Consider the following 21,727-nt stretch of genomic DNA (forward strand, 5'->3'; position numbering starts at 1 on the left):
TGTGGACGACGCACTCGCACTGGATAGCCAGATCTGTTTCAGCCTGTACGCGGCCAACCGGGCGATCACTGCCCGATATCGTCCGCTGCTTGCGGAGCTGGAACTGACATACCCGCAGTACCTTGTAATGCTCGTGCTATGGGAACGTGCCCGGAACGGCCAGGCAACCCGGGTTTCTGATCTTGGAGCGCGTTTGCGGCTTGATTCGGGCACGCTTACCCCGCTGCTGAAGCGCCTGGCCCTAAGGGGGCTTATCCGCAGGGAACGCAGTTTGGATGACGAACGCGTGGTTACCATATCATTAACCGCGCAGGGCGCCGACCTGAAGGAGCTGGCTGCACAGGTGCCACAGAAGCTTCTGTGCGGGCTGGACGTTGCCCAGGAGCGGCTGTTGGCGCTGCGGAATGAACTCAATGCAGTGCTAAGAGCTATTGAGGCGCAGGAAAAGGTGCCCAGCGCATAATCGCGGCGCTCAGCTGACTGCGGTTGTATGGCTTCGTGATGTAGTCATTCATGCCGCAGGCAAAGCAGTCATCCCTGTCGCCCTGCATCACATTGGCCGTAACAGCTATCACGGGCAGCTCACGCCACGCCGGGTTTTTGCGGATCCTTCGCGTCGTTTCAAAGCCGTCCATCACCGGCATCTGGCAGTCCATGAGCACCAGATCGTAATGCCGCTGCTCAAGTGCCTTAATCGCCAGCTCACCGTTTTCTGTTACATCTGCATAGTGCCCCATTTTTTTCAGTAACGTGCTCGCCAATATCTGGTTTACTTCGTTGTCTTCGACCAACAGTATCCGAAGCGCCCGTTGTTGTGGAGCACCCGGGGTCTCGTTGGTAGAGACCGGTAGGTGTCCCGTGTCTGCGGTGATCTCTGCACGCAGCGACGAAACGATGCTTTCGGGCAATTCAGCGCGCCGAGAAATCTCTTGTGAGCTCTCTTGAGAATTCTCTTGAAAGCCGTAGCTATTCAGGTTGCTGTATACGGGCAAGGGCACAGTGATGGTAAACCGGGTTCCCTGTTGCTCCTTCGAGTCGACCTTTATTTCGCCGTGCATACGCTCAACAAGCTGGCGGCACAGCGTAAGACCCAACCCTGTGCCGCCATACAGGCGTGTGGTTTGTGTGTCGGCCTGGGAGAACGGGGAGAATATCCGGCGCAGGCCTTCTTTGCTCATACCGATACCGGTATCGCTCACATCGATGGTCAGAATGCCGGCGGAATAGTGAGCGGTTATACAGACGCTGCCGGAGTCGGTAAATTTGATGGCATTACTTAGCAGGTTGTTGAGGATCTGGCGAATACGGGTCGGGTCGCCCAGAAAACGGCTGGGGAAACCCAAGTCGGTTTCTGCAATCAGATCGATGCCTTTCTTGCGGGCCTGCTGAGTATGCAACGTTGCGCATTCTTCGATCAGCCTATGCATATCAAACGGAATATGTTCCAGGTTGAGCTTTCCGGCTTCAACCTTGGAAATGTCCAGAATGTCATTGAGTATACTGAGCAGGCTTTCGCCGGCCGACAGCGCGATCTGAAGGCGATGACGCTTCGCGGAGTCTTGCTCCCCCTCCAGTGCGAGCCCCAGCATGCCGAGCACGCCGTTCAGTGGCGTACGTATTTCGTGGCTCATGCTCGCCAGAAAGTTGGCCCTGGCCCTGGCCCTGCGCATGGCATCTTCCTTGGCTTTTACCAGTGCCCGGTTGCCCCTTTGCAGCGCCTGGTTTTTATCCGATATTTCCCGGGTCCGGCTTTCGACTTCCTGCTCCAGCTCGCTGGAATAGTTCTTCATGGTGCTTTCTGCCATGCGGAGCTGGGCCAGAGTGAGGTCAATGGTTTCCAAGTGCTGATTGATGATCCCCACCATCGTGCCGATTTCATCGTGCTGATGGCCCGGGGGGGTGGGCAAACGGATTTTTTCTGGTGAGCTGGCCTTGACCTCGCTCAGTGCGCCGATAACGCTGAGCATTGGCCGCGTCAGAATCAGATAGAAAATACCAAGCAGTGACGCAGAGAGAATCAGGCTTTTCAAAAGCCCGCTGATCAGCGTGTAACTCGCGCGCTCCAGAAACTGTAAGCCATAGTGGTAAGTATCAATCGTCAATACAAGCTGGCCGAGAGGGAGATTGTTGAGCTGTGAAACACGCAGTTCCCGGCTGAAGACCCGGCTGGCACCAAACAGTTCGTCACTGATCCAGCGATATGGCGAAACAGGGCTGCTCTTGCTGGCAGCAGCCATGGTGCTGTTTTCGCTATCGACAATTCTGGCGTCAATGGTCGCGGGGTGCCTGAGAAGGCCATCGAGCAGCTCTTCTGCCAGTCGCACATCAATGTTGTAGGCAATCTGGGAGGCAGGATTATGGCTGACTTCAATCAGTGCCTGAATGTCCTCCTCCATGGAATGACGGGCGCCGAAGTAGTCCAGGGTGATCTGTACAACGTTAAGGACAAGCCCCAACACCATGGCGATCAGCACCGTATCGCGGGTGAGCCGGTAGGAAAGCCGGTGTTTGAAGCCTTTGGTCACGGATGTCACTGTCCCTGTTTGCGGGCAGTTACATTGCCCGGCTCACGCATTCAGTCGTCGTAGTCGGCTTTTTTCTTCCATTCTTCATCATGAAGAAAGCTGTCCCACTGTTTATCCATTTTGGACTGGGATTCCACAGAGTCACTGCCATCGCCACCCGCGCTCATAGCTTCCAGTTCCTTTATCCGGATGCGGAAGCTCTTGACGGCTTTCATGGCAAGCGGGTTGTCCCGGGACTTGCCCATTTCTGTGCTGGCCAGGTGATAGGAGTGGATTGCTTTTCGTATCTCGTTCTGTCGGATATGGTCGCGGGCCTGGAAAACGTGAAGATCCGCGTGGGTTTTGTGGACCAGAAAAAGGACAAACTTCAGGTTCTTCTTGGCGGTTGCGCCATCTATGCGGCCACTTTTGTGCATGGCTTCGATCATCTTGAACAGATTTTGCAGAAGATCTTTAACGTATGCGGATTTTTCGGGCGAATCGATCTTTACGGGCCGCACGTCATCCCGGTTTTCCCGAATCTGGGTTTTCCGCTGTAATGTGGCCTCACGCCATTGCTCTACCGGCAGACTGGATTTAAGCCCTGCAAGGTCATTACAGACATCTTCCATGCGTTTAAGCAGTAACAGCTTCAGGTCCGGTGTCAGATATTGCCCGGGAAGCTCCGAGAGCAGGCGGTTGCACCTTTTGTAGCTGTCCTCCAGTGCAGTAATTTTGCGAACACGCTCAATCCGTGCCTTCTCGCGCATCTGACTAATCACAATAACGACGATCGAAATCACAACGATGGCCGCTAAGGCAAGGACAATGGTAATGGTATTCATGTTTGCGCAATGGCTCCGGCTTTTGGGCAAGTCACGCCTGGTACAGGATTCTGACCTCATATGCCGATACATCAGGCAACTGAAAGAAAGATTATCAGAAATTCGGCATTGAATCTGAAATCAAATGTGAAAGATCGGCTTCCGTATAGTTTTTGTGAATTATTTTTATCCTGTATATTGTTTTAATGAATGGTCGCTTGGGTTGCGCCAGGCTGAAGGTCTCTTTCCTGCCCCGGAGTTGTTCATGGATATTTCCCGCATCGATCTCAATCTTCTTGTTTATCTGGATGTATTGCTCAGGGAGCGCAATGTCACCAAGGCAGCAAACCATCTTGGCATTACCCAGCCGGCTATGAGTAACAGTTTGCGCCGTTTGCGTGATCTGTTCAGTGATCCCTTGTTGGTGCGGACGAGCGAGGGCATGACCGCCACAGAACGGGCGCGGGAACTGCAGCCATTGGTCAGAAGTATCCTTTCAGATATTGAGCAGGCGGTACAGGAAAAGACGCCGTTTGCGGCCCTGGAGAGCCAGAGAGTATTTCGCATCATGGCCAGTGATTATGCCGAATCCTGTCTTATGCCCCGGGTTTTACGGCGGATCCGCCAAGAGGCGCCACACGTAACGCTCGATGTGCTCACCCCGAGTGATGTGAGCTTTCTGGACGTGGAGCAGGGCCGCCTTGATATGGCGATCAACCGGTTCGACAAGATTCCTCAGTCGTTTCACCAGAAGACCCTCTGGATCGAATACTTTGCCTGCCTGATGAACGCTCGCAACCCGATACTGAAAGAGCCTTTCACACTGGATACTTACCTGGATGCCAGCCATATCTGGGTCAGTAAAACCGGATTTGGCGTGGGTGTCGGGGTAAACCCGAAAGACGTCCAGCGCCTTGGATGGGTTGATGAGGCTTTGTCGAGAATGGGGAGCAAACGACAGATCTCAGTGTTTACCCGCCATTATCAGTCGGCCATGCTGCTGGCGGAACAGCACGATCTTATTGCCACGCTTCCATCCCGGGCGGCCTGGCTGCAAAAAGACAACGCTAACCTGGTGGTGAAGATCCCGCCCTTCGATATCCCGCCTTTTGAGCTAAAAATGGCATGGAGCCCGCTGTTGCAGCACAACTCTGATCACCAGTGGCTTCGTAGGCTGATTTCAGACGTTGCGGAAGAAGTCGATGAGGAATTCGCACCTTTTGGCGCCCGCTTTGAATCTGTGGACGCGCCTCTGGCGCATCAGTCAGAGCGGTAGCTCACGCAGTTCAAGCGATCGGCGCCCGGCGTCCCACATGCGCTGGAAGTTTTCCGACAGTAACCTTACACGACCACTGTCTGCGAACCCGGCAAACCCTGAAGGCCGGGTGAAGTCGTGCCGGTACACCACGCCTTCCCGATCTGCGATAATAAATGGCTGATCTTCATGGGGGTAGTCACTGTTGACCAGTCTCAGTTCAATACGGCTGGGTAGCCGTCGCATCAGTTCAACCAGCTGGTGGCGGCGCTTTACCAGAGGCTGGTCGTCATGGATGAGCAGGCGTATTTCGCTAAGCCTGTGGCGACGTGCAAGGCTTGATACCAGCTCCCTGAACCTGTAGCGATCATAACGATCGTGATCCAGTATTCGGTCATACAGCCACAGCCGCTGACCTGCCTGGCCAACCATGGAATCCATCAGATCGAGCATGCTGCTTTCGTTATCGAAGAGCCAGGGTTGCGTGTCCGCACCGAGCAGCATGGGGCGGAATCTCTTGGAGTCGACCTGCTCTTGAATCAGCGCCGGAGCAAGGCAGCGCATGTCGAGATGGGGGATACCAGCATCATCGTAAGGTTCTGAGCAAACATGGAAGCCGGCCCGCTGATAGAAGGCTATAGCGTGTTGCTGGGCAGAGAGCTTCAGCTCCTGATACTGCCCGGCAGATTCGGTGATCAGATGCCGGAGCAGGGCTTCACCAATACCACGACCCCGGAATTCCGGCAGGATGGCCATGCGACCGATGTGGCCAGTTTCGCCCAGGGTTGAGAACAGCCGGGCTACGCCAGCCGGTGTGTTGTCCGGCAGAACCGCGAGAAAATGATCGGCAATTTCGTCTGTATCGTCCCATTCCAGCTCAGGTGGAACGCTTTGTTCTTCCACAAATACTTTCTGGCGGATGCTCCGGATATGTCCCGGGGCAAGCTGCCAGCTGTATTTTCGAATCCGGACGGTCATGGCATTACTCGAAATACACAGAGCCCTGATTATAAAGATTCGTCAGCAGGCCGAGCAGGGCAGGATCTCCGGCAAACTGAGCCAGGGCGCTCATATCAATGCGCGCTCCCGAACATAATAAGGGTGCCAACGGGCGGGCATCGCCTTTGAGCAGAAACTGTTCGCCGTCTGCAAACAGGGCGGTTTCGTCGCTTTCCTCATGAAAAGCAAAGCGGGAACCTTCGTTCCAGCGCAGCTGCTCGCCGGCCCGAATGGCTTCGGCGAAGTCTTCATCCGAGGCAGGCTCTTCCGCCGGCACCACAACATCCATGCTCTTCGGTGCCGTCGCGTACTGACCAAACCACAGAGCCAGCTGGCGCTTGTCCTCGAGTTTTTCTGTCAGAACGGCTTGCAGCCGGTCGATAACGCCTGATGCTATCGTACCCGGATTATCCTGAACTTGAAGATCCGGATCATTCATGTGATCGGCGGCATCCGACTTGTTGCACAGAAAGTCGGTAAACCCGGTAAGCAGATCCTCGATAGTCGGCGCCCGGAAGCCAACTGAGAGGGTAATGCAATCGTCTTCGGCTACACCGTGATGGCCAATGCCCGGCGGAAGGTACAGCATGTCGCCGGGCTCGAGGGTAACCGTTTCTTCGCCTTCCCAGCTGCTGAGTATACGCAGTGGCGTGCCTTCCATCCGGGGTGAGGTGTTATCGCATCGGCCGCCGAACGTCCAGCGCCTGTGCCCCTGTGCCTGCAGCAGAAACACATCATATTGGTCGTAATGAGGGCCTACGCTGCCGCCCCTGGGTGCATAGCTTGCCATGATGTCATCAAGGCGCCAGTTGGGGACAAAGCGGAAGTGCTCAAGCAGGTCAGCGACCTCCGGAACCCAGTGATCGAGGCCCTGTACAAGCAAAGTCCAGTCCTGCTCGGGTAACTGGCTGAAGCGTTCTTCCGAGAACGGGCCGTTGTGCAGCTGCCAGGGCTTGCCATCGTCGTTCTCGATGACGATGCGTGATTCCACGCCTTCTTCACAGGCAAGACCAGCCAGCTCGTCCGCATCGACAGGGCACTGAAAGCCGGGGAATGCCTGGCGGATGACCAGCGGTTTTTTTTGCCAGTAGTCCCTCAGAAATTCAGAAGGCGAGAGTCCGCCAAGCATATCCATCGTTGTACTTCCTCAATAATTCAGATGTTGCGGGCCTGATCAACGGCGTCGCCGATGTAGTTGCCCGGTGTCAGGGCCATCAGCTCCGCTTTTGCACTATCAGGAATCTCGAGGCTTTCGACAAAGCTCCTGATAACCTCTGGCGTCATGGCTTTGCCACGGGTCAGGGCTTTAAGCTTTTCGTAGGGCTTCTCAATGTTGTATCTGCGCATCACGGTCTGGATCGGTTCCGCAAGCACTTCCCACGCCTTGTTGAGGTCTTCATCGAGACGCGCCGGGTTTAACTCCAGTTTGCCTAACCCCTTGAGAGTGGCCTCGTAGGCGATCAGGCTGTGAGAAAAACCAACGCCAAGGTTGCGCAGCACGGTGGAGTCGGTCAGATCGCGCTGCCAGCGTGAAATCGGCAGCTTGGCAGACAGGTGGTTAAGCAGTGCGTTGGCAATGCCCAGGTTACCTTCGGAGTTTTCAAAATCGATCGGATTGACCTTGTGAGGCATGGTGGAAGAACCCACTTCACCTTCAACGGTCTTCTGTTTGAAATAGCCCAGTGAAATGTAGCCCCAGACATCCCGATCAAGATCAGTCACGATGGTATTGAAGCGGGCGACGGCATCGAAGAGCTCGGCGATGTAGTCGTGGGGCTCAATCTGAGTGGTGTAAGGATTGAAGTCGATGCCGAGGCTTTCAATAAACGCCTTGGCGTTGGCGGCCCAGTCCACTGCCGGATAGGCGGAGATGTGGGCGTTGTAGTTGCCAACGGCACCATTGATCTTACCCAGAATCTCAATGCCACGAATTTGCTTGATTTGCCGGTGCAGCCGGTACACCACGTTAGCGAACTCTTTGCCAACGGTGGTGGGTGAGGCCGTCTGGCCGTGGGTGCGTGACAGCATTGGCTGTTCAGCGTGCTCTTGGGCAAGCTCACTCAGTTTGTTGGCAACCCGGCTCATTGCAGGCAACAGGCCATTGTCCAAGCCTTCGCGAAGCATCAGGGCGTGGGAGAGGTTGTTGATGTCTTCAGAGGTGCAGGCAAAGTGAACAAACTCGGTTACGGCATGAAGCTCCGGAATGCCGGCAATTTTTTCCTTGATAAAGTACTCAACCGCTTTCACATCGTGGTTTGTGGTGCGCTCGATTTCCTTTATACGCTCCGCGTCTTGGAGGCTGAACCCACTGATCATCTGATCAAGGAATGCATTTGCCTCTGAGCTGAATGTTGGAACTTCGGTGATTTCGGGGTGCCCGGCCAACTGCTGCAGCCATCGGATTTCGACCGTCACGCGGTTCCTGATCAGGCCATATTCACTGAAAATATCACGGAAAACGCTGACTTTACTGCCATAGCGTCCATCGACCGGGGAAATGGCGGTCAGGGCGTTGAGTTCCATCGAAAACCTCGCATATGATCAAAGAATCGGTTCAGAAAAAGGAGATGCACCATAATACACCAGCACCGCCGGTGAATCAGTGGTACCGGATCACTTATCAAGTGAGCGGTTCGCTTGTTCCGCGAGTTCCCGCGCATGCTGAATCACCTTGCGGCGCGACAAGACCAGTTGCCAGCGGCGCCCGCCAGTCTGCCTCCAAAGCACCGCCGAACGAATACCTGCAAGCAGGAGCGCCCTGACTTTGGCGGCATTCTCGTCCCGTTGCAGCAGTGAGGGATTGCCGCTCACCTGAATGCGCTGGCGGAAGGTGCTGATAGTATCTGTGTAGATAGAGGCCAGGTTACTGATCAGGTTTGTATGGATATAGCCGAAGTGGCTGGCGGTGTGCCGGGCCTGGTCGATACGGCTGCCAATCACGTCGAGCATGTCGCTGTGCCGGTTGAGTTTTGATTCCAGATGAATCAGGTTCAGTACGTAACGCAGCACCTCGATATCCTGCTGTTTACTCTGTTCGCTCATAACCGTTGAGAGCGTGACCAGCCCTTCACGCACATCGGTCAGTTCACCGCCATAGACGTCGAGAGTAGTTGCCGGATTTGTTGCAAACAGCGAGCGCAGGCACGCCTCCAGGCTGGTATCGTTACAGTGCCCGTTGTTGGCGATTTGCTGAACCAGGTTGGCGGCCTGGAAGACGCCCGCCAACGCCAGTGTCTGATCGTGAAGCGATCGGCTCATTGGCTTGTTTCCTGATTATGGGAAGAGAGCGAGAGGCGGTCAGGGAGAGTTTCGTCATCACGCCAGGTTTCTGTAATCACTCCGCCTCCCAGGCAGATCTCGCCGTCATAAAAAACCACAGACTGGCCAGGCGTAACGGCCCTCTGGGACTCATCAAAAACGACTTTGACTCCACCCTCAATAACCGTGACTTCGCAATCCTGGTCAGGCTGGCGGTAGCGGGTTTTTGCCTTGCAACGGAATGATTGCGCCGGCGGCTCCCCTGCGATCCAGTCAACCGGGCCTGATAGCAGCCCCCGCGACAACAGCAGCGGGTGGTGCTTGCCCTGAACGGCGGTCAACACGTTACGCTCCAGGTCTTTTCCGGCCACGTACCACGGATCATCTCCAAAGTCGCTGAGCCCGCCAATTCCCAGGCCTTGGCGCTGGCCAATGGTGTGGTACATCAGCCCTTGGTGGCGGCCGATCTTTTTGCCTTCTGGAGTTTCGATATCACCCGGCTGTGCCGGCAGGTACTGTTTCAGGAAATCGGTGAATTTGCGCTCACCGATAAAGCAGATACCGGTGGAGTCTTTTTTGTCGTGGGTGACGAGCCCCTGCTGTTCGGCAATCCGGCGTACTTCCGGTTTTTCCAGCTCACCGACCGGGAACAAAGTGCGTGCGATCCGGCCACCGGACACTGCATGAAGGAAGTAGCTCTGATCCTTGTTTGCATCGAGGCCTTTTAATAAAAGCGCTTTGCCTGATCCATCTGCAAGCGGGCGCTGGCGGGTGTAGTGCCCCGTGGCGATATAGTCCGCTCCGAGTGTTATTGCATAGTCGAGAAAGGCCCGGAACTTGACCTCTTTGTTGCACAGAATGTCCGGGTTAGGGGTGCGACCCGCCTGGTACTCAGAAAGGAAGTGCTCGAAAACGCGATCCCAGTATTCGGCTGCGAAGCTTGCGGTATGGAGCTTGATGCCGATAGCATCCGAGACCGCCTGAGCGTCTGCCAGGTCGGTCATGGCCGTACAGTATTCGGTACCGTCATCTTCGTCCCAGTTCTTCATGAACAGGCCTTCGACCTGATAGCCCTGATCTTTTAGTAGCCAGGCCGCGACCGAGGAATCAACACCGCCGGACATGCCGACGATGACGCGTGTGTTCTCCGGGGAGCGGGCTTCGGATGATGGATTTGTCATGACAGTTCTGGGCACCGGTGAAAAACGCGGGAGTTTACCATTTTGTGCCGGTTACGTCTGCGAGTCTGCAATTACGTCCAACGGATAGCAGCGACCTTTTCGGTAATCCTCTATACTTTTGACAACCAGCGGGCTGCGGAGTTTGTTGCCCAGCTGACGGATGTCTTCCAGCGATAACCAGTGGGCTGCGATTATGCCAGTGTCCAGCTCTTCGGTTACCCGTTGGCGAGCTTTTCCTATGAAGCAAAAACGATAATAGGTTACGCCGTTTGCCGGTGCCTTGTAGGTATAAAGCCCTAGAAAGTGCTCTGGTTCGACTTCCCAGCCGGTTTCCTCAAGAGCTTCCCGTCGCACGGCGTCGAGAATGGCTTCGTCTTCTTCAACGTGCCCGGCAGGCTGATTGAATACAATCCGCCCGTTACTGTGTTCTTCAACCATCAGGAAGCGGCCCTGTGAATCTTCAACAACCACGGCTACCGTGGCATGGGGTGTCCAGGTCATGATCTTCGGGTCCTCCGTGGCGTTTTGACAGATCGGGCTCGCGTCGCTTGCTTTCCGGGTTGCGGGGCTGCTGGCAGATTGACAGAGATTTTTCGGTAGGTGCCCGGCTCAAGCCCGTCGAGCGACCAGTCACCAATACGATAGCGGATCAACCGTAATGTTGGAAAGCCGACGGCAGCGGTCATCCGCCGCACCTGCCTGTTGCGCCCTTCGGTTATGATCAGTTCCAGCCAACTGGTAGGTATCGTATCGCGCCTGCGCACCGGTGGAACTCTGGGCCACAGTTCCGGCTCCTTCATTCTGCGAGCTTTTGCCGGCCGGGTGCGGCCGTCTTTAAGCGTAACGCCGGCCGAAAGTGCTTCTACGGCGCTTGCGGAAATATTGCCTTCAACCTGCACCCAGTAGGTTTTTGGCGTCTTCTGGGCCGGCGCCGCAATACGATGCTGTAAGGGGCCGTCGCTGGTCAGCAGAAGAAGGCCTTCGGAATCGAAATCCAGTCGCCCGGCAGGGTAGATGTCAGGGATGCGGATCCAGTCAGCCAGGGTCGCGCGGGGGTTCTGCCCGGCGGCTGTGCACTCATCCGTAAACTGGCAGAGTACCTGGAACGGTTTGTTAAAAAGGATGAGTTCAGCCATGGAGGAAGCTCCCGGGCAGGTTAAAATAAAATCAGAGGGGAAGGGTACGTAGAAAAAGCGGCGTTTGAAAGCGCAAGACAAGCACTATATCTCGCCCACAGTATTACAGGGCAAACCCCGCCGGCTTTATCCGGCAGGAGTGCTCAGCAACTTTAAGGCTGGCCTGGTATGCGTTTCAGGCGTTCGCCGCGCGGGGAGGATAGTCCCCGCTTTCTTCATCAGCTGTTCCGGACGTCTGTTTCAGGGACTCTGACGTGTCTGCCTGGGCCTGCGATCCGGTCGATTCCTCGGGTATGATGTTAATAGCATGCACACCCTTGTCACTGGGTTTCTTGTCGAAATTGACTGCCTGACCTGCTTTTAACGTCTTGTAACCGTCCATCTGGACTGACGAAAAGTGGGCAAACAGGTCGTCACTGCAGCCATCCTCTATGATGAAACCGTACCCTTTGGCATTGTTGAACCACTTTACTTTGCCTTTTGGCATGATGAACTCCCCTGTTCTTTTGCTGTCACTTGTTATTGTTCAATCGGTTGTTTCATGTGCTGGACCGGCCTTGGAATCGCACATCTGACGGTTTCTGTTACATGAATCTCTCATGTGTTTACATTATTTAACACTGCAGGTTAACTGTCGGCCAAACCCGGAGTCGAGTCAATAGCTTCTATTACTGTAATGTGTGGTTGAACGCAGTCCGGAAGCGGTATCATGATCGTATCAGTAATTATCTCATCCTCGGGCCGGGATCTGACTTGAAAACCCGGGGCCAGACAACCACATTAATGAAAGGCACCGATAAGCGGTAAAGAATGATGCGGACTATCGAAAATTCTCTACTAGTATTAAACCAGGGGGAGGATGAACAGCCGGGGCGTCACGATGACCTCAGCGTTGCTCCCGAAAAGCCTGCGCTGAAGCGTCCATCTCAGTACAAGGTGATGCTTCTGAACGACGATTACACACCCATGGATTTTGTTGTGGATGTGCTGACAACATTCTTCGGGATGAATGAAGAAAAGGCGACACAGGTGATGCTGCTCGTCCATACGCAGGGAAAGGCTGTATGCGGGGTGTATACCCGGGACATCGCGGAAACAAAGGCGGCACAGGTGAACCAGTATTCTTCGGAATGCGACCATCCGCTCCTTTGCGAGATTGAATGTGCGGACTGATAGACGGCGGGGTGGCCCATGCTGAGCAAAGATCTTGAAATTACGCTGAATACGGCCTTCAAAAGTGCCCGCGACAAGCGTCATGAGTTCATGACGGTGGAGCATTTGATGCTGGCCTTGCTGGATAACGAATCGGCAGTGGGTGTTCTCAAAGCCTGTGGCGCAGACCTCAAACAGCTCCACGATGAGCTGGTTGAGTTTGTGGACTCCACAACGCCACTGATTCCGAGCAGCGACGATGAGCGCGAGACTCAGCCAACGCTTGGTTTTCAACGAGTGTTGCAGCGCGCTGTATTTCATGTGCAATCCTCCGGGAAGAAAGAGGTTACCGGTGCCAATGTGCTGGTCGCTATTTTCAGTGAGCAGGAAAGCCAGGCCGTGTACGTGCTCAAGAAACAGAGCGTTGCACGCATTGATGTCGTTAACTTTGTGTCCCACGGGATTTCCCGGGTTCAGGGGGCGGAAGACCAGGACGGCCACGAGCCGATCTCTCACGACGAAGCTGGTGAAGAGGGCGGCCAGTCCAAACCACTGGAAAATTATGCAACCAACCTGAACGAGCAGGCCCGCCAAGGTCGCATTGATCCTCTGATTGGTCGCGAGCATGAGGTTGAGCGAGTGGTGCAGATACTCGTGCGCCGGCGCAAGAATAATCCTTTGCTGGTCGGTGAAGCCGGTGTGGGTAAAACGGCTATTGCAGAAGGGCTCGCCAAGCGCATTGTTGATGGCCAGGTGCCAGATATCATTGCTGATGGCGTGGTGTACTCTCTGGATCTCGGCGCACTGCTTGCCGGAACCAAGTATCGTGGCGATTTTGAGAAACGCCTGAAGGGGCTACTTGCCGATCTGAAAAAAGAAAAGCATGCAATTCTGTTCATTGACGAGATCCATACCATTATCGGTGCAGGATCTGCGTCCGGTGGGGTGATGGATGCCTCGAACCTGCTCAAGCCTATGCTGAGTTCAGGCGAAATCCGTTGCATCGGCTCCACCACGTATCAGGAATTCCGGGGCATTTTCGAGAAAGACAGTGCGCTGGCGCGACGTTTCCAGAAGATTGATGTGAACGAGCCGAGTGTTGAAGACACCTATCAGATTCTCAAAGGGCTGAAGCCGAACTTTGAGAAACACCATGATCTGACATACACAGACAGGGCGTTGCGCGTGGCTGCAGAGTTGGCCGATCGTTACATCACAGATCGCCACCTGCCGGACAAAGCCATCGACGTGATCGATGAAGCGGGCGCACACCAGCGTCTGATGCCCGAGGATAAGCGTCTGAAAACGGTGGATGTTCCGGAAATCGAGGATGTGGTTGCCAAGATCGCCCGTATTCCGCCGAAGAATGTGTCCACCAGCGACAAGGATCTGCTGCGCAATCTGGAGCGGGATCTCAAGATGGTGGTATTCGGGCAGGATCCGGCCATTGAATCTCTGTCAATGGCAATCAAGCTGGCGCGTGCCGGCCTGAAAGCGCCGGAGAAGCCGGAAGGTTCTTTCTTGTTTGCCGGGCCCACAGGCGTTGGTAAAACAGAGGTGACCAAGCAGTTGGCCAAGGCGCTCGGGGTTGAGCTGATTCGGTTCGACATGTCCGAGTACATGGAACGCCATACGGTCTCCCGACTCATTGGCGCGCCCCCGGGGTATGTAGGTTACGATCAGGGTGGTTTGTTAACAGAGTCCGTTAACAAACATCCGCACTGTGTGCTGTTGCTGGACGAAATTGAGAAGGCGCACCCCGAGGTCTTCAATCTGCTTCTGCAGGTAATGGATCACGGCACCCTGACCGATAATAACGGACGTAAAGCTGACTTCCGCCACGTTATTCTCGTGATGACCACCAACGCCGGAGCTGAAAGCATGGCTCGCCGCTCGATGGGCTTTAGCGAGCAGGATCACAGCAGTGATGGTATGGAAATTATCAGCAAGACCTTCACTCCTGAGTTCCGCAATCGCCTGGACAGCATCATTCAGTTTGGCGACTTGCAAAGGGGCACCATTGCTCATGTTGTAGACAAGTTCCTGACAGAGTTGCAGGCCCAGCTGGACGACAAGCACGTGGTGTTGCATGTGGATGAAGCCGCGAAGCTGTGGCTGGCGGACAAGGGCTATGATGTCACGATGGGTGCCCGCCCGATGTCGCGTCTGATTCAGGATAAGATCAAACGTCCGCTTGCCGAGCAGATTCTGTTTGGCAGGTTATCCGAGAAGGGTGGCGATGTTTTCATCCATCTCAAGGATGACGAGTTGGTCTTCGAGTATGAGGATGAGCCTGCAGAAGCCGTTTAAAGCGGCTGGCAGGCTGGAAATAGTCACCAACAAAAAAACCGCTACAGTGATGCAGCGGTTTTTTTATGCTTCTTCGATGTCGCCGTTGCTTTAGCGGGCGCGGTACACAATCCGGCCTTTGCTCAGATCGTAAGGCGTCAACTCAACCTTGACCTTGTCACCTGTCAGGATGCGGATATAGTTTTTACGCATCTTGCCGGAGATGTGAGCAGTAACAACGTGGCCGTTGCTCAGCTCAACCCGGAACATGGTGTTTGGAAGGGTATCAAGAATAACGCCTTCCATTTCAATAGCATCTGTCTTCGCCATTCAGTAAAAACCTCTATTGGGAATGCTTTCCGTAATTTTAAATTGCGCAATTCTGCCTGATTTTTCGGCGTTTGGCAAAGTGAGTTAGTCGGCCGCTCAGGAAAAAGGCGTTCAATCACTGTTTGTCAGGCCATTGTCAACCATAAGCTGGCGTTATGCGAGATTTATAGAACGCCAGTGGCCATCCTGCAGCGCTTCTATCGGCTTAAAGCGGGTTTTATAATTCATTTTTCGACACTGTTTTATCCAGTAGCCCAGATAAAGGTGGGGCAGGTTGCGCCGCCGGGCCTCTTCTATTTGCCAGAGAACGGCAAATGTTCCCAGGCTTCGATATTCAAGGTCCGGATCGAATACGGTGTATATGGCTGAGAGCCCGTCATCCAGTGCATCCACGGCGGCCAGAGCCACCAGTTCTCCGGCTATGCGCATCTCCAGAAACCAGGAGTCCGTAGTACCATCCACGAGAAACGAGGTGAACTGTTCCCTCGAAGGTGGGTACATGTCACCGTCTTTGTGCCTCAGTTCTACATAATTGGCATACAGTCGGTAATAGCTTTCGCTGAACGCTGCGGGTACCAGAGTGCATTCCAGGTCTTTGTTCTTTTTCATGACCCGGCGCTGGCTGCGGTCTGCTCGAAAGTCATTTACGTTAAGTCTCACCGGGATACAGGCGTTGCATTGTTCGCAGTGGGGCCGGTAATAATGGGATCCGCTACGCCGGAAACCCAGTGATGTCAGTTGGCTGTAGAGCTTTTTGTCGATATGGGCTCGCGGGTCGACGAACATGGTGGTTGCTTCGCGATCAGGGAGATAGCTGCAGTCGTGGGCAGGCGTTGCAAAGAATACCAAGGTTCTCAGGCTACTCATTCATGCCTCCGGTCCGCGCCATTGCCAGTGGAGTGTCCAGTCGAGCTGATCCGGTTTTCGGTCTGCGTATGTACCGATTATAGATAAAAATTCGCTTCTGGATATGGTGCGTGCGCCCATGGTGAGAAGGTGATCGCTCTCTACCTGGCAATCCATCATTCGATAGCCCCAGTCTTGCAGTTGATGGGCAAGATGAACCATCAGCACCTTGGATGCGTTCGTTTCGAGAGAAAACATGGATTCGCCGAAGAAGCACTGCCCTATGGCAAGCCCATACATGCCGCCGGCCAGTTCGCCATTCAGGTTCCACACTTCTATGGAGTGAGCAACGCCCTGGCGGTGCAGTTCGGAGTAACCGGCGATCATTTCGTCGGTTATCCAGGTGCCTTCGCTGCGGGTGGAGGCACAAAGGCGGATGATGCGGCCGAAGGCCTGGTCGGCGGTTACCCGGAAGCGTCGCTGGTTGAGTGTTCTGCGCAGGCTGCGGGAAATATGAATGTCTTCCGGGAACAGAACACAGCGGGGGTCCGGAGACCACCAGAGTATGGGTTGGTCATCGCTGTACCAGGGGAAGATGCCGCTGCGGTATGCAAGGATCAGGCGTTCTGTGGAGAGGTCTCCGCCCAGCGCAAGAAGGCCATCGGGATCGTCGAGGGCTTCTTCGGCTGGGGGGAACCACAGTTGGTCAGGGTCTAGCCAGGGTAGTGAAGTCATCCTGTCTTCTGCCTGCTTGCCTTAATCCTGCTGATCCAGAAACTTTTCGGCATCCAGGGCAGCCATGCATCCGAAGCCGGCTGAGGTAACGGCCTGGCGGTAAACATGGTCGGCTACGTCGCCGGCGGCGAATACGCCCGGGATGCTGCTCTGGGTGGCCATGCCTTCCAGGCCGGAGCGGATCTGGATGTAGCCGTTTTCCATGTTCAGCTGGCCTTCGAAGAGGCCGGTGTTGGGCTTGTGTCCGATGGCAATGAAAACGCCTGCAAGGTCAAGATCCTGTGTGGAGCCGTCTTTCATGCTTTTGATGCGCATGCCGGTTACGCCGGTGCCGTCACCCAATACTTCGTCGAGGGTGTGGTCCCAGACAATCTTGACGTTGCCGTTTTCGGCTTTTTCGAAGAGCTTGTCCTGAAGGATTTTTTCGGCGCGCAGGCTGTCACGGCGGTGAACCAAAGTAACTTCTGCCGCAATATTGGAGAGGTACAGGGCTTCTTCAACGGCGGTGTTTCCGCCACCGATGACGGCGACTTTCTGCTTTTTGTAGAAGAAGCCATCGCAGGTTGCACAGGCGGATACGCCCTGGCCTTTGAAGCGTTCTTCGGATTCCAGGCCCAAGTACATGGCGGATGCACCGGTGGCGATGATGAGGGCGTCGCAGGTGTATTCGCCGCCGTCGCCTTTGAGGCGGAAGGGGCGGCTCTGCAGGTCGGCTTCGTTGATGGTGTCGTAAACGATGCTCGTTTCGAAACGCTCGGCGTGCTTGAGCATGCGCTGCATCAGTTCCGGGCCCTGAACGCCGTCATTGTCGCCGGGCCAGTTGTCTACGTCGGTTGTGGTGGTGAGCTGGCCGCCGACTTCAATGCCGGTTATCAGCGTGGGGTTCAGGTTAGCCCTGGCTGCGTAGACGGCAGCGGTGTATCCGGCAGGGCCTGAGCCGAGGATGATCAGCCGGGAATGTGTGGTTTCGCTCATGGATGTATCTCACTAAATCGGTGCGTGTCAGGCTCATTCAGAGCCAGTAATACGAGGAAGATGAAAAGGCTATCACGAAAGCAGTGGGCTGCCATTTGTTTTGGCCAATTCCGCTGATAAAGCTTCGCTATTCACTCCAGCACGGAAACGGTGGTCAGCAGTTGCCGCACGCGTTCTGCGCTTTTTCCGGATTCGCCCTGTTCAAGGCGGTGTTCTGCAACGGCCGGAAATACAGCCTGAATATCGTCGGGCAGGGCATGTTGCCGGCCCTCCATCAGGGCCCAGGCTTTCGTGGCTCTCAGTAATCCGAGCCCCGCTCTTGGTGACAAACCATAGAGCAATCCCGGCATACGGCGGCTCTGTTCCAGCAGTCGCTGAATATAGTCCAGCAGTGCCGGGCTTGCAGTCACCCGGCTCACTTCATCCTGAAGCTTTGCCAGGTTTGCTTCTGAAAGCAGAGTGCCGAGTCGGTCAGTCATTACCCGGCGATCTTCGCCTTCCAGCAGTTCCCGCTCGGCTCTGGGGTCGGGATAACCGAGCCGTATCCGCATCAGAAATCGGTCGAGCTGTGATTCCGGTAACGGGTAGGTGCCGCCTTGTTCAGTCGGGTTCTGCGTTGCGATCACAAAGAACGGGTGCGGTAGCGGGCGGGTTTCGCCTTCAATGGAAACCTGGCGCTCTTCCATGGCTTCAAGCAGTGCGCTCTGTGTTCGCGGCGAGGCCCGGTTGATTTCATCCGCGAGTACAACCTGAGCAAAAATAGGCCCCGGGTGGAACACCAGACTTCCGGCTTGCTTGTCGTACATGGAATAGCCCAGTACGTCGGCAGGCAGCAGGTCGTTAGTGAACTGAATGCGCTGGTAACTGAGGCCCATGATTTTGGCCAGGGCGTGGGACAGAGTGGTTTTGCCCATACCCGGGATGTCTTCGATTAGCAGATGGCCCTTGGCAAGCAAGCCGCAAAGGGCCAGACGAACCTGGTGCTCCTTGCCAAGCAGGATCTGGTTCAGTTCGGTTACAACGGTATCTACCAGGTTTTTCATGCCAGGTTCAGTCCCTCACTCTTTTGAGAATATCGCCATAGGCGTCAATGCGACGGTCTCTGAAATACGGCCAGATGCGGCGAATCGATTCACTGCGGTGGCGATCGAGGGTTATGCTCAGGATGCATTCGGTGCTGTCGTCTGCCCGAGCCAGAAATTCGCCCTGAGGGCCACAGATAAAGCTGTTACCCCAGAAGCGGATGCCGTCGGAGTGCCCGGTCGGATCCGGCTCAGTGCCGACCCGGTTGGGTGCAACCACCGGCAGATTGTTGGCCACAGCATGGCCACGCTGAACGGTCACCCAGGCCTCCAGTTGGCGGGCCTGCTCGTCCGGTTCGTCGGTGATGTCCCAGCCGATGGCGGTGGGGTAAACCAGTATCTCGGCACCTGCAAGAGCCATCAGGCGGGCCGCTTCCGGGTACCACTGGTCCCAGCATACGAGAACGCCGAGTTTGCCTACCGAAGTGTCGATAGGTGAGAACCCATTCCTGCCGTCGTTGAACTGCGCATCTCCGGGTGTGAAATAGAACTTCTCATAGAAGCCCGGGTCGTCCGGAATGTGCATTTTGCGATACAGGCCGGCAATCGATCCGTCGGTTTCGATGACCACGGCGGTGTTGTGATAAACACCGTTCATGCGCCGCTCAAAAACGGAACCAACGATAACCACTTTGAGTTCCCGGGCCAGGCCTGAAAGCCGTTCGCTGGTGGGGCCGGGGATGGGCTCGGCCAGGTCGAATATGCGGGTGTCCTCAGTCTGGCAAAAGTACTGGGTCGCATGAAGCTCTTGCAGAATGATCAGCTGAGCTCCACCTGCGGCCGCTTCGCGAACCATCATTTCGGTTGTTGCCAGACTGGCGGCCTTGTCCTCGCTGCAAGCCTGCTGAATCGCGGCGATTGCAAGCTGGCCGGAAAGCTGTGGTTTGCCGGTGTTCTGGCTCATAAGACGACGACTCCTTCCGGAATTTGCATGGTGACGCAGTGCAAGCTGCCATGCTGTTTCACCAGCGCTTGGCAATTGATGGGAATGATCTCCCGGTCGGAAAAAATCCGGCTGATAATGTCGATGGCTTCTTCATCCTGTGGTACATCATAAACCGGCAGCAGGACGGCGCCATTGATGATCAGGAAGTTGGCGTAGGTAGCCGGGAGGCGCTCGCCTTCATCACCGAATACCGGGTCGGGCCACGGCAGTGCGGTCAGCTTGTATGGTGTGCCGTCGCGCTGGCGGAACTCCCTGAGGTCTTCTTCCATGGCGGCCAGTGCGCTGTAGTGTTCATCGGCCACATCCGGGCAGGCTACGTAGCAGAGGTGATCCGGGCTGCAAAAGCGCGCCAGTGTATCAATGTGGCTGTCGGTGTCATCCCCAGCCAGGTAGCCGTGGTTAAGCCAGAGAATCCGTTCTGTTCCCAGCATCTCGGACAGCAACTGCTCGATGGCGCCACGATCCATAGACGCGTTGCGCGAAGGAGTCAGAAGACATTCACTGGTGGCCAGCAAAGTGCCTTCGCCATCCGATTCAATGGAGCCGCCCTCCAGTACAAAATCCACCGACTGCATCGGGGTGGCGCCGAAGACTCCGTAATTGACGAGATGACGGTTGAGCGCATCGTCTTTTTCCCAGGGAAATTTGCCGCCCCAGGCGTTAAAGTGAAAATCCAGCAAGGTAGGCTGCTCATCCGCTAATACGGTAATCGGGCCGTGATCGCGGGCCCAGGTATCATTTGCGGGTGCGGGTACGGCCCACATGCGTCCTGGTAGTCCATGCTGTTGGGCCCAGGCGTTCAGCTCACGCTCCAGGTCCTGCAGTCGGGTGACGTGTTCGCAGCTGATAACCAGGTGTTCAAAGCGCAGAACCGAGCGGGCAATTTCAAGAAACACCGGTTCAACTTCATCAAGAATTCCTGCCCAGTCGGTACCCGGGTGGGGCCAGGTAAGCACAACGGCGCTTTGGGGCGCCCACTCAGCGGGCAACACGCGTAGGGATGTCACTTTACAGTCACCTTAAAATTGCAAAAGCCGCCATTCTAAACAAAGGGCGGCATATCGTCAGGATGTGTGCCCCGAGGTTGCGGGCGGAAGAAACGCCATGCTTGATAATGTCAGCGCTGGGGTTTCAGTACCGAGTGTATGACGCGGTCATTTTCGAAATAGACCACAAATCTGCCGTAGTGCCACTGGCTGATCGGGGGTTGTCCAACAGGGCCTTCAACGTTAGCCGGCTGGCCCCATGAGGCTCGGACCGAAGCCTGTGTCATTCCGGTCCGGGGCATGCTTTGCTGGCTTCTGTCTGCCTGGCTGCCAACGGGTACGCTAAGCTCTTCGGCAAACGCGCCGGAAACCGGGGCCAGCGTGAGTAGTATTGCCGTTGCCAGTGCGCCTGTCAGGGTTTGCTTTATTTTCATTGATGGTTCTCCACTAATACTGGAGTCTCCGGTAAGCGTTCCGGGGACATGGATAAAACGTAATATCCGAGAAATTGGGGCAAAAGTCACATGTTTTCGCCAGTCTACTCTTTTTGCCGCTGGCGAATCTGCCATCGCATCACATGTCGGGCTATTTGCTGACGGTCGCTATCCTGAATCCGGATAAAATCGGTATGAACCCTTGTCCTGCCTGTTTCATCAGCCTGTACATCCAGAACCTCAGCAACAGCCCGAGGCTGGTAAAGTTCTGGCGGTAACGTCATGCGAACGGTAAGCCTGTCGCCAGTCTGCCACGCTTGCGGGCTCGCGCAAAACGCCAGGCCTCCCTCGCTCAGGGTTACGTCCTGCCAGTCCCCGGGTTGCAACGGATTTTGCTGAAAGGCCATAATGCGCGCAAGCGCGTCCAGCTTGCCATTCAGGGACTTTATCAACCCTGTAAGCACGCGATCCTGATCTGCAAGGCTGGCAAGCTGGGATTTGATATCCTGATCCAGTCGCCTGAACTCGGCCTCCAGATTTTCGAGATGATCACCGCTAAAGACATTCTCGTCGAGCTCGGCTGAAGGCTCCAGTTTATGGACTTCCAGGCCAATCCGGTCTTCGATGCGGAAAAATTCCCGACGTTCAGGTACATAACCTGTTGGTTCAGACGGTGGGTTTCGGGTGTGCATTCAGGGCTCCGGAAATAAGAATTTTAGCCAGTAGTAAAAGTTTAGCAGTTTCCCACCGAGCTGAAAGGCCGTTGGGAATTCCAGACCACGACCGACCCGAAGG

23 protein-coding genes are annotated in these 21,727 nt (G+C 55.3%); 4 read left to right on the plus strand and 19 right to left on the minus strand.

What is annotated here, in order from left to right:
• Position 1 precedes the first annotated feature (1 nt).
• Positions 2-463, plus strand: coding sequence for a MarR family winged helix-turn-helix transcriptional regulator (locus BUA49_RS09960; RefSeq protein ID WP_072796983.1), 462 nt, complete (start codon positions 2-4; stop codon positions 461-463).
• On the opposite strand, the gene BUA49_RS09965 is transcribed toward BUA49_RS09960, so the two are convergent.
• The gene (locus tag BUA49_RS09965) at positions 429-2,525 is read right to left on the minus strand and encodes a hybrid sensor histidine kinase/response regulator (protein WP_072796984.1); all 2,097 of its coding nucleotides are present in this window, start codon (positions 2,523-2,525) and stop codon (positions 429-431) included. The two genes, BUA49_RS09960 and BUA49_RS09965, sit on opposite strands and share 35 nt — an antisense overlap.
• Positions 2,526-2,575: 50 nt before the next feature.
• Complete coding sequence (locus tag BUA49_RS09970; protein ID WP_072796985.1) at positions 2,576-3,349, minus strand: hypothetical protein; 774 nt, start codon at positions 3,347-3,349, stop codon at positions 2,576-2,578.
• 244 nt (positions 3,350-3,593) lie between these two features.
• On the opposite strand from BUA49_RS09970, the gene BUA49_RS09975 reads away from it, so the two are divergent.
• Complete coding sequence (locus BUA49_RS09975; RefSeq protein WP_072796986.1) at positions 3,594-4,604, plus strand: LysR family transcriptional regulator; 1,011 nt, start codon at positions 3,594-3,596, stop codon at positions 4,602-4,604.
• On the opposite strand, the gene BUA49_RS09980 is transcribed toward BUA49_RS09975, so the two are convergent.
• From BUA49_RS09980 to BUA49_RS18185, 8 genes are all read right to left on the minus strand, one after another.
• Positions 4,593-5,561, minus strand: coding sequence for a GNAT family N-acetyltransferase (locus tag BUA49_RS09980; RefSeq protein WP_072796987.1), 969 nt, complete (start codon positions 5,559-5,561; stop codon positions 4,593-4,595). The two genes, BUA49_RS09975 and BUA49_RS09980, sit on opposite strands and share 12 nt — an antisense overlap.
• A gap of 4 nt (positions 5,562-5,565) precedes the next feature.
• Positions 5,566-6,717 carry a ribosomal protein uL16 3-hydroxylase gene (locus tag BUA49_RS09985; protein WP_072796988.1) on the minus strand — a complete coding sequence of 384 codons (1,152 nt, stop codon included), beginning with the start codon at positions 6,715-6,717 and terminating at the stop codon, positions 5,566-5,568.
• Between the two features lie 20 nt (positions 6,718-6,737).
• Positions 6,738-8,105, minus strand: a complete 1,368-nt coding sequence (purB, locus tag BUA49_RS09990) for an adenylosuccinate lyase (protein WP_072796989.1) — start codon at positions 8,103-8,105, stop codon at positions 6,738-6,740.
• Between the two features lie 90 nt (positions 8,106-8,195).
• Positions 8,196-8,840 (minus strand): high frequency lysogenization protein HflD, encoded by a 645-nt coding sequence (hflD, locus tag BUA49_RS09995; RefSeq protein ID WP_072796990.1) that lies wholly within the window; start codon positions 8,838-8,840, stop codon positions 8,196-8,198.
• Positions 8,837-10,021 carry a tRNA 2-thiouridine(34) synthase MnmA gene (gene mnmA / locus BUA49_RS10000; RefSeq protein ID WP_072796991.1) on the minus strand — a complete coding sequence of 395 codons (1,185 nt, stop codon included), beginning with the start codon at positions 10,019-10,021 and terminating at the stop codon, positions 8,837-8,839. The genes hflD and mnmA overlap by 4 nt, the downstream gene beginning before the upstream one ends.
• A 51-nt stretch (positions 10,022-10,072) precedes the next feature.
• Positions 10,073-10,522, minus strand: a complete 450-nt coding sequence (locus BUA49_RS10005) for an NUDIX hydrolase (RefSeq protein ID WP_072796992.1) — start codon at positions 10,520-10,522, stop codon at positions 10,073-10,075.
• Positions 10,519-11,157: a pseudouridine synthase gene (locus BUA49_RS10010; protein ID WP_072796993.1), complete on the minus strand. Its 639-nt coding sequence runs from the start codon at positions 11,155-11,157 to the stop codon at positions 10,519-10,521. The genes BUA49_RS10005 and BUA49_RS10010 overlap by 4 nt, the downstream gene beginning before the upstream one ends.
• Before the next feature lie 175 nt (positions 11,158-11,332).
• Positions 11,333-11,644: a cold shock domain-containing protein gene (locus BUA49_RS18185; protein WP_072796994.1), complete on the minus strand. Its 312-nt coding sequence runs from the start codon at positions 11,642-11,644 to the stop codon at positions 11,333-11,335.
• Positions 11,645-11,970: 326 nt separating this feature from the next.
• Here BUA49_RS18185 and clpS point away from each other — a divergent pair, with 326 nt between their 5' ends.
• A complete protein-coding gene (clpS, locus tag BUA49_RS10020) occupies positions 11,971-12,330 on the plus strand; it encodes an ATP-dependent Clp protease adapter ClpS (RefSeq protein WP_072797840.1) in 360 nt (119 codons plus the stop codon).
• An 18-nt stretch (positions 12,331-12,348) separates the two neighbouring features.
• Positions 12,349-14,619, plus strand: coding sequence for an ATP-dependent Clp protease ATP-binding subunit ClpA (clpA, locus tag BUA49_RS10025; protein WP_072796995.1), 2,271 nt, complete (start codon positions 12,349-12,351; stop codon positions 14,617-14,619).
• 90 nt (positions 14,620-14,709) lie between these two features.
• On the opposite strand, the gene infA is transcribed toward clpA, so the two are convergent.
• From infA to BUA49_RS10070, 9 genes are all read right to left on the minus strand, one after another.
• A complete protein-coding gene (gene infA, locus BUA49_RS10030; protein ID WP_071263575.1) occupies positions 14,710-14,928 on the minus strand; it encodes a translation initiation factor IF-1 in 219 nt (72 codons plus the stop codon).
• 153 nt (positions 14,929-15,081) lie between these two features.
• Positions 15,082-15,795, minus strand: coding sequence for an arginyltransferase (locus BUA49_RS10035; protein ID WP_072796996.1), 714 nt, complete (start codon positions 15,793-15,795; stop codon positions 15,082-15,084).
• Positions 15,796-16,509: a leucyl/phenylalanyl-tRNA--protein transferase gene (aat, locus tag BUA49_RS10040; RefSeq protein WP_072796997.1), complete on the minus strand. Its 714-nt coding sequence runs from the start codon at positions 16,507-16,509 to the stop codon at positions 15,796-15,798.
• 21 nt (positions 16,510-16,530) lie between these two features.
• The gene (trxB, locus tag BUA49_RS10045) at positions 16,531-17,484 is read right to left on the minus strand and encodes a thioredoxin-disulfide reductase (RefSeq protein WP_072796998.1); all 954 of its coding nucleotides are present in this window, start codon (positions 17,482-17,484) and stop codon (positions 16,531-16,533) included.
• Positions 17,485-17,615: 131 nt separating this feature from the next.
• Positions 17,616-18,527, minus strand: a complete 912-nt coding sequence (locus tag BUA49_RS10050) for an AAA family ATPase (protein WP_072796999.1) — start codon at positions 18,525-18,527, stop codon at positions 17,616-17,618.
• 7 nt (positions 18,528-18,534) lie between these two features.
• Positions 18,535-19,470, minus strand: a complete 936-nt coding sequence (locus BUA49_RS10055; protein ID WP_072797000.1) for a carbon-nitrogen hydrolase — start codon at positions 19,468-19,470, stop codon at positions 18,535-18,537.
• Positions 19,467-20,519, minus strand: a complete 1,053-nt coding sequence (locus BUA49_RS10060) for an agmatine deiminase family protein (RefSeq protein ID WP_084063530.1) — start codon at positions 20,517-20,519, stop codon at positions 19,467-19,469. The genes BUA49_RS10055 and BUA49_RS10060 overlap by 4 nt, the downstream gene beginning before the upstream one ends.
• Before the next feature lie 110 nt (positions 20,520-20,629).
• Positions 20,630-20,932: a hypothetical protein gene (locus BUA49_RS10065; RefSeq protein ID WP_072797001.1), complete on the minus strand. Its 303-nt coding sequence runs from the start codon at positions 20,930-20,932 to the stop codon at positions 20,630-20,632.
• A 104-nt stretch (positions 20,933-21,036) separates the two neighbouring features.
• Positions 21,037-21,624, minus strand: a complete 588-nt coding sequence (locus BUA49_RS10070; RefSeq protein ID WP_072797002.1) for a PilZ domain-containing protein — start codon at positions 21,622-21,624, stop codon at positions 21,037-21,039.
• Between the last annotated feature and the right edge of the window lie 103 nt (positions 21,625-21,727).

This window comes from Marinobacter antarcticus (genome assembly GCF_900142385.1).
Taxonomy (GTDB): Bacteria; Pseudomonadota; Gammaproteobacteria; order Pseudomonadales; family Oleiphilaceae; genus Marinobacter; species Marinobacter antarcticus.

What these genes read in the sequence shown, in the direction of transcription:
- BUA49_RS09970 (WP_072796985.1), bottom strand. Translation starts at nt 3,349, where the DNA reads ATGAATACCATTACCATTGTCCTTGCCTTAGCGGCCATCGTTGTGATT.
- BUA49_RS09975 (WP_072796986.1), top strand. Translation starts at nt 3,594, where the DNA reads ATGGATATTTCCCGCATCGATCTCAATCTTCTTGTTTATCTGGATGTA.
- BUA49_RS09980 (WP_072796987.1), bottom strand. Translation starts at nt 5,561, where the DNA reads ATGACCGTCCGGATTCGAAAATACAGCTGGCAGCTTGCCCCGGGACAT.
- BUA49_RS09985 (WP_072796988.1), bottom strand. Translation starts at nt 6,717, where the DNA reads ATGGATATGCTTGGCGGACTCTCGCCTTCTGAATTTCTGAGGGACTAC.
- purB (WP_072796989.1), bottom strand. Translation starts at nt 8,105, where the DNA reads ATGGAACTCAACGCCCTGACCGCCATTTCCCCGGTCGATGGACGCTAT.
- hflD (WP_072796990.1), bottom strand. Translation starts at nt 8,840, where the DNA reads ATGAGCCGATCGCTTCACGATCAGACACTGGCGTTGGCGGGCGTCTTC.
- mnmA (WP_072796991.1), bottom strand. Translation starts at nt 10,021, where the DNA reads ATGACAAATCCATCATCCGAAGCCCGCTCCCCGGAGAACACACGCGTC.
- BUA49_RS10005 (WP_072796992.1), bottom strand. Translation starts at nt 10,522, where the DNA reads ATGACCTGGACACCCCATGCCACGGTAGCCGTGGTTGTTGAAGATTCA.
- BUA49_RS10010 (WP_072796993.1), bottom strand. Translation starts at nt 11,157, where the DNA reads ATGGCTGAACTCATCCTTTTTAACAAACCGTTCCAGGTACTCTGCCAG.
- BUA49_RS18185 (WP_072796994.1), bottom strand. Translation starts at nt 11,644, where the DNA reads ATGCCAAAAGGCAAAGTAAAGTGGTTCAACAATGCCAAAGGGTACGGT.
- clpS (WP_072797840.1), top strand. Translation starts at nt 11,971, where the DNA reads ATGCGGACTATCGAAAATTCTCTACTAGTATTAAACCAGGGGGAGGAT.
- clpA (WP_072796995.1), top strand. Translation starts at nt 12,349, where the DNA reads ATGCTGAGCAAAGATCTTGAAATTACGCTGAATACGGCCTTCAAAAGT.
- infA (WP_071263575.1), bottom strand. Translation starts at nt 14,928, where the DNA reads ATGGCGAAGACAGATGCTATTGAAATGGAAGGCGTTATTCTTGATACC.
- BUA49_RS10035 (WP_072796996.1), bottom strand. Translation starts at nt 15,795, where the DNA reads ATGAGTAGCCTGAGAACCTTGGTATTCTTTGCAACGCCTGCCCACGAC.
- aat (WP_072796997.1), bottom strand. Translation starts at nt 16,509, where the DNA reads ATGACTTCACTACCCTGGCTAGACCCTGACCAACTGTGGTTCCCCCCA.
- trxB (WP_072796998.1), bottom strand. Translation starts at nt 17,484, where the DNA reads ATGAGCGAAACCACACATTCCCGGCTGATCATCCTCGGCTCAGGCCCT.
- BUA49_RS10050 (WP_072796999.1), bottom strand. Translation starts at nt 18,527, where the DNA reads ATGAAAAACCTGGTAGATACCGTTGTAACCGAACTGAACCAGATCCTG.
- BUA49_RS10055 (WP_072797000.1), bottom strand. Translation starts at nt 19,470, where the DNA reads ATGAGCCAGAACACCGGCAAACCACAGCTTTCCGGCCAGCTTGCAATC.
- BUA49_RS10065 (WP_072797001.1), bottom strand. Translation starts at nt 20,932, where the DNA reads ATGAAAATAAAGCAAACCCTGACAGGCGCACTGGCAACGGCAATACTA.
- BUA49_RS10070 (WP_072797002.1), bottom strand. Translation starts at nt 21,624, where the DNA reads ATGCACACCCGAAACCCACCGTCTGAACCAACAGGTTATGTACCTGAA.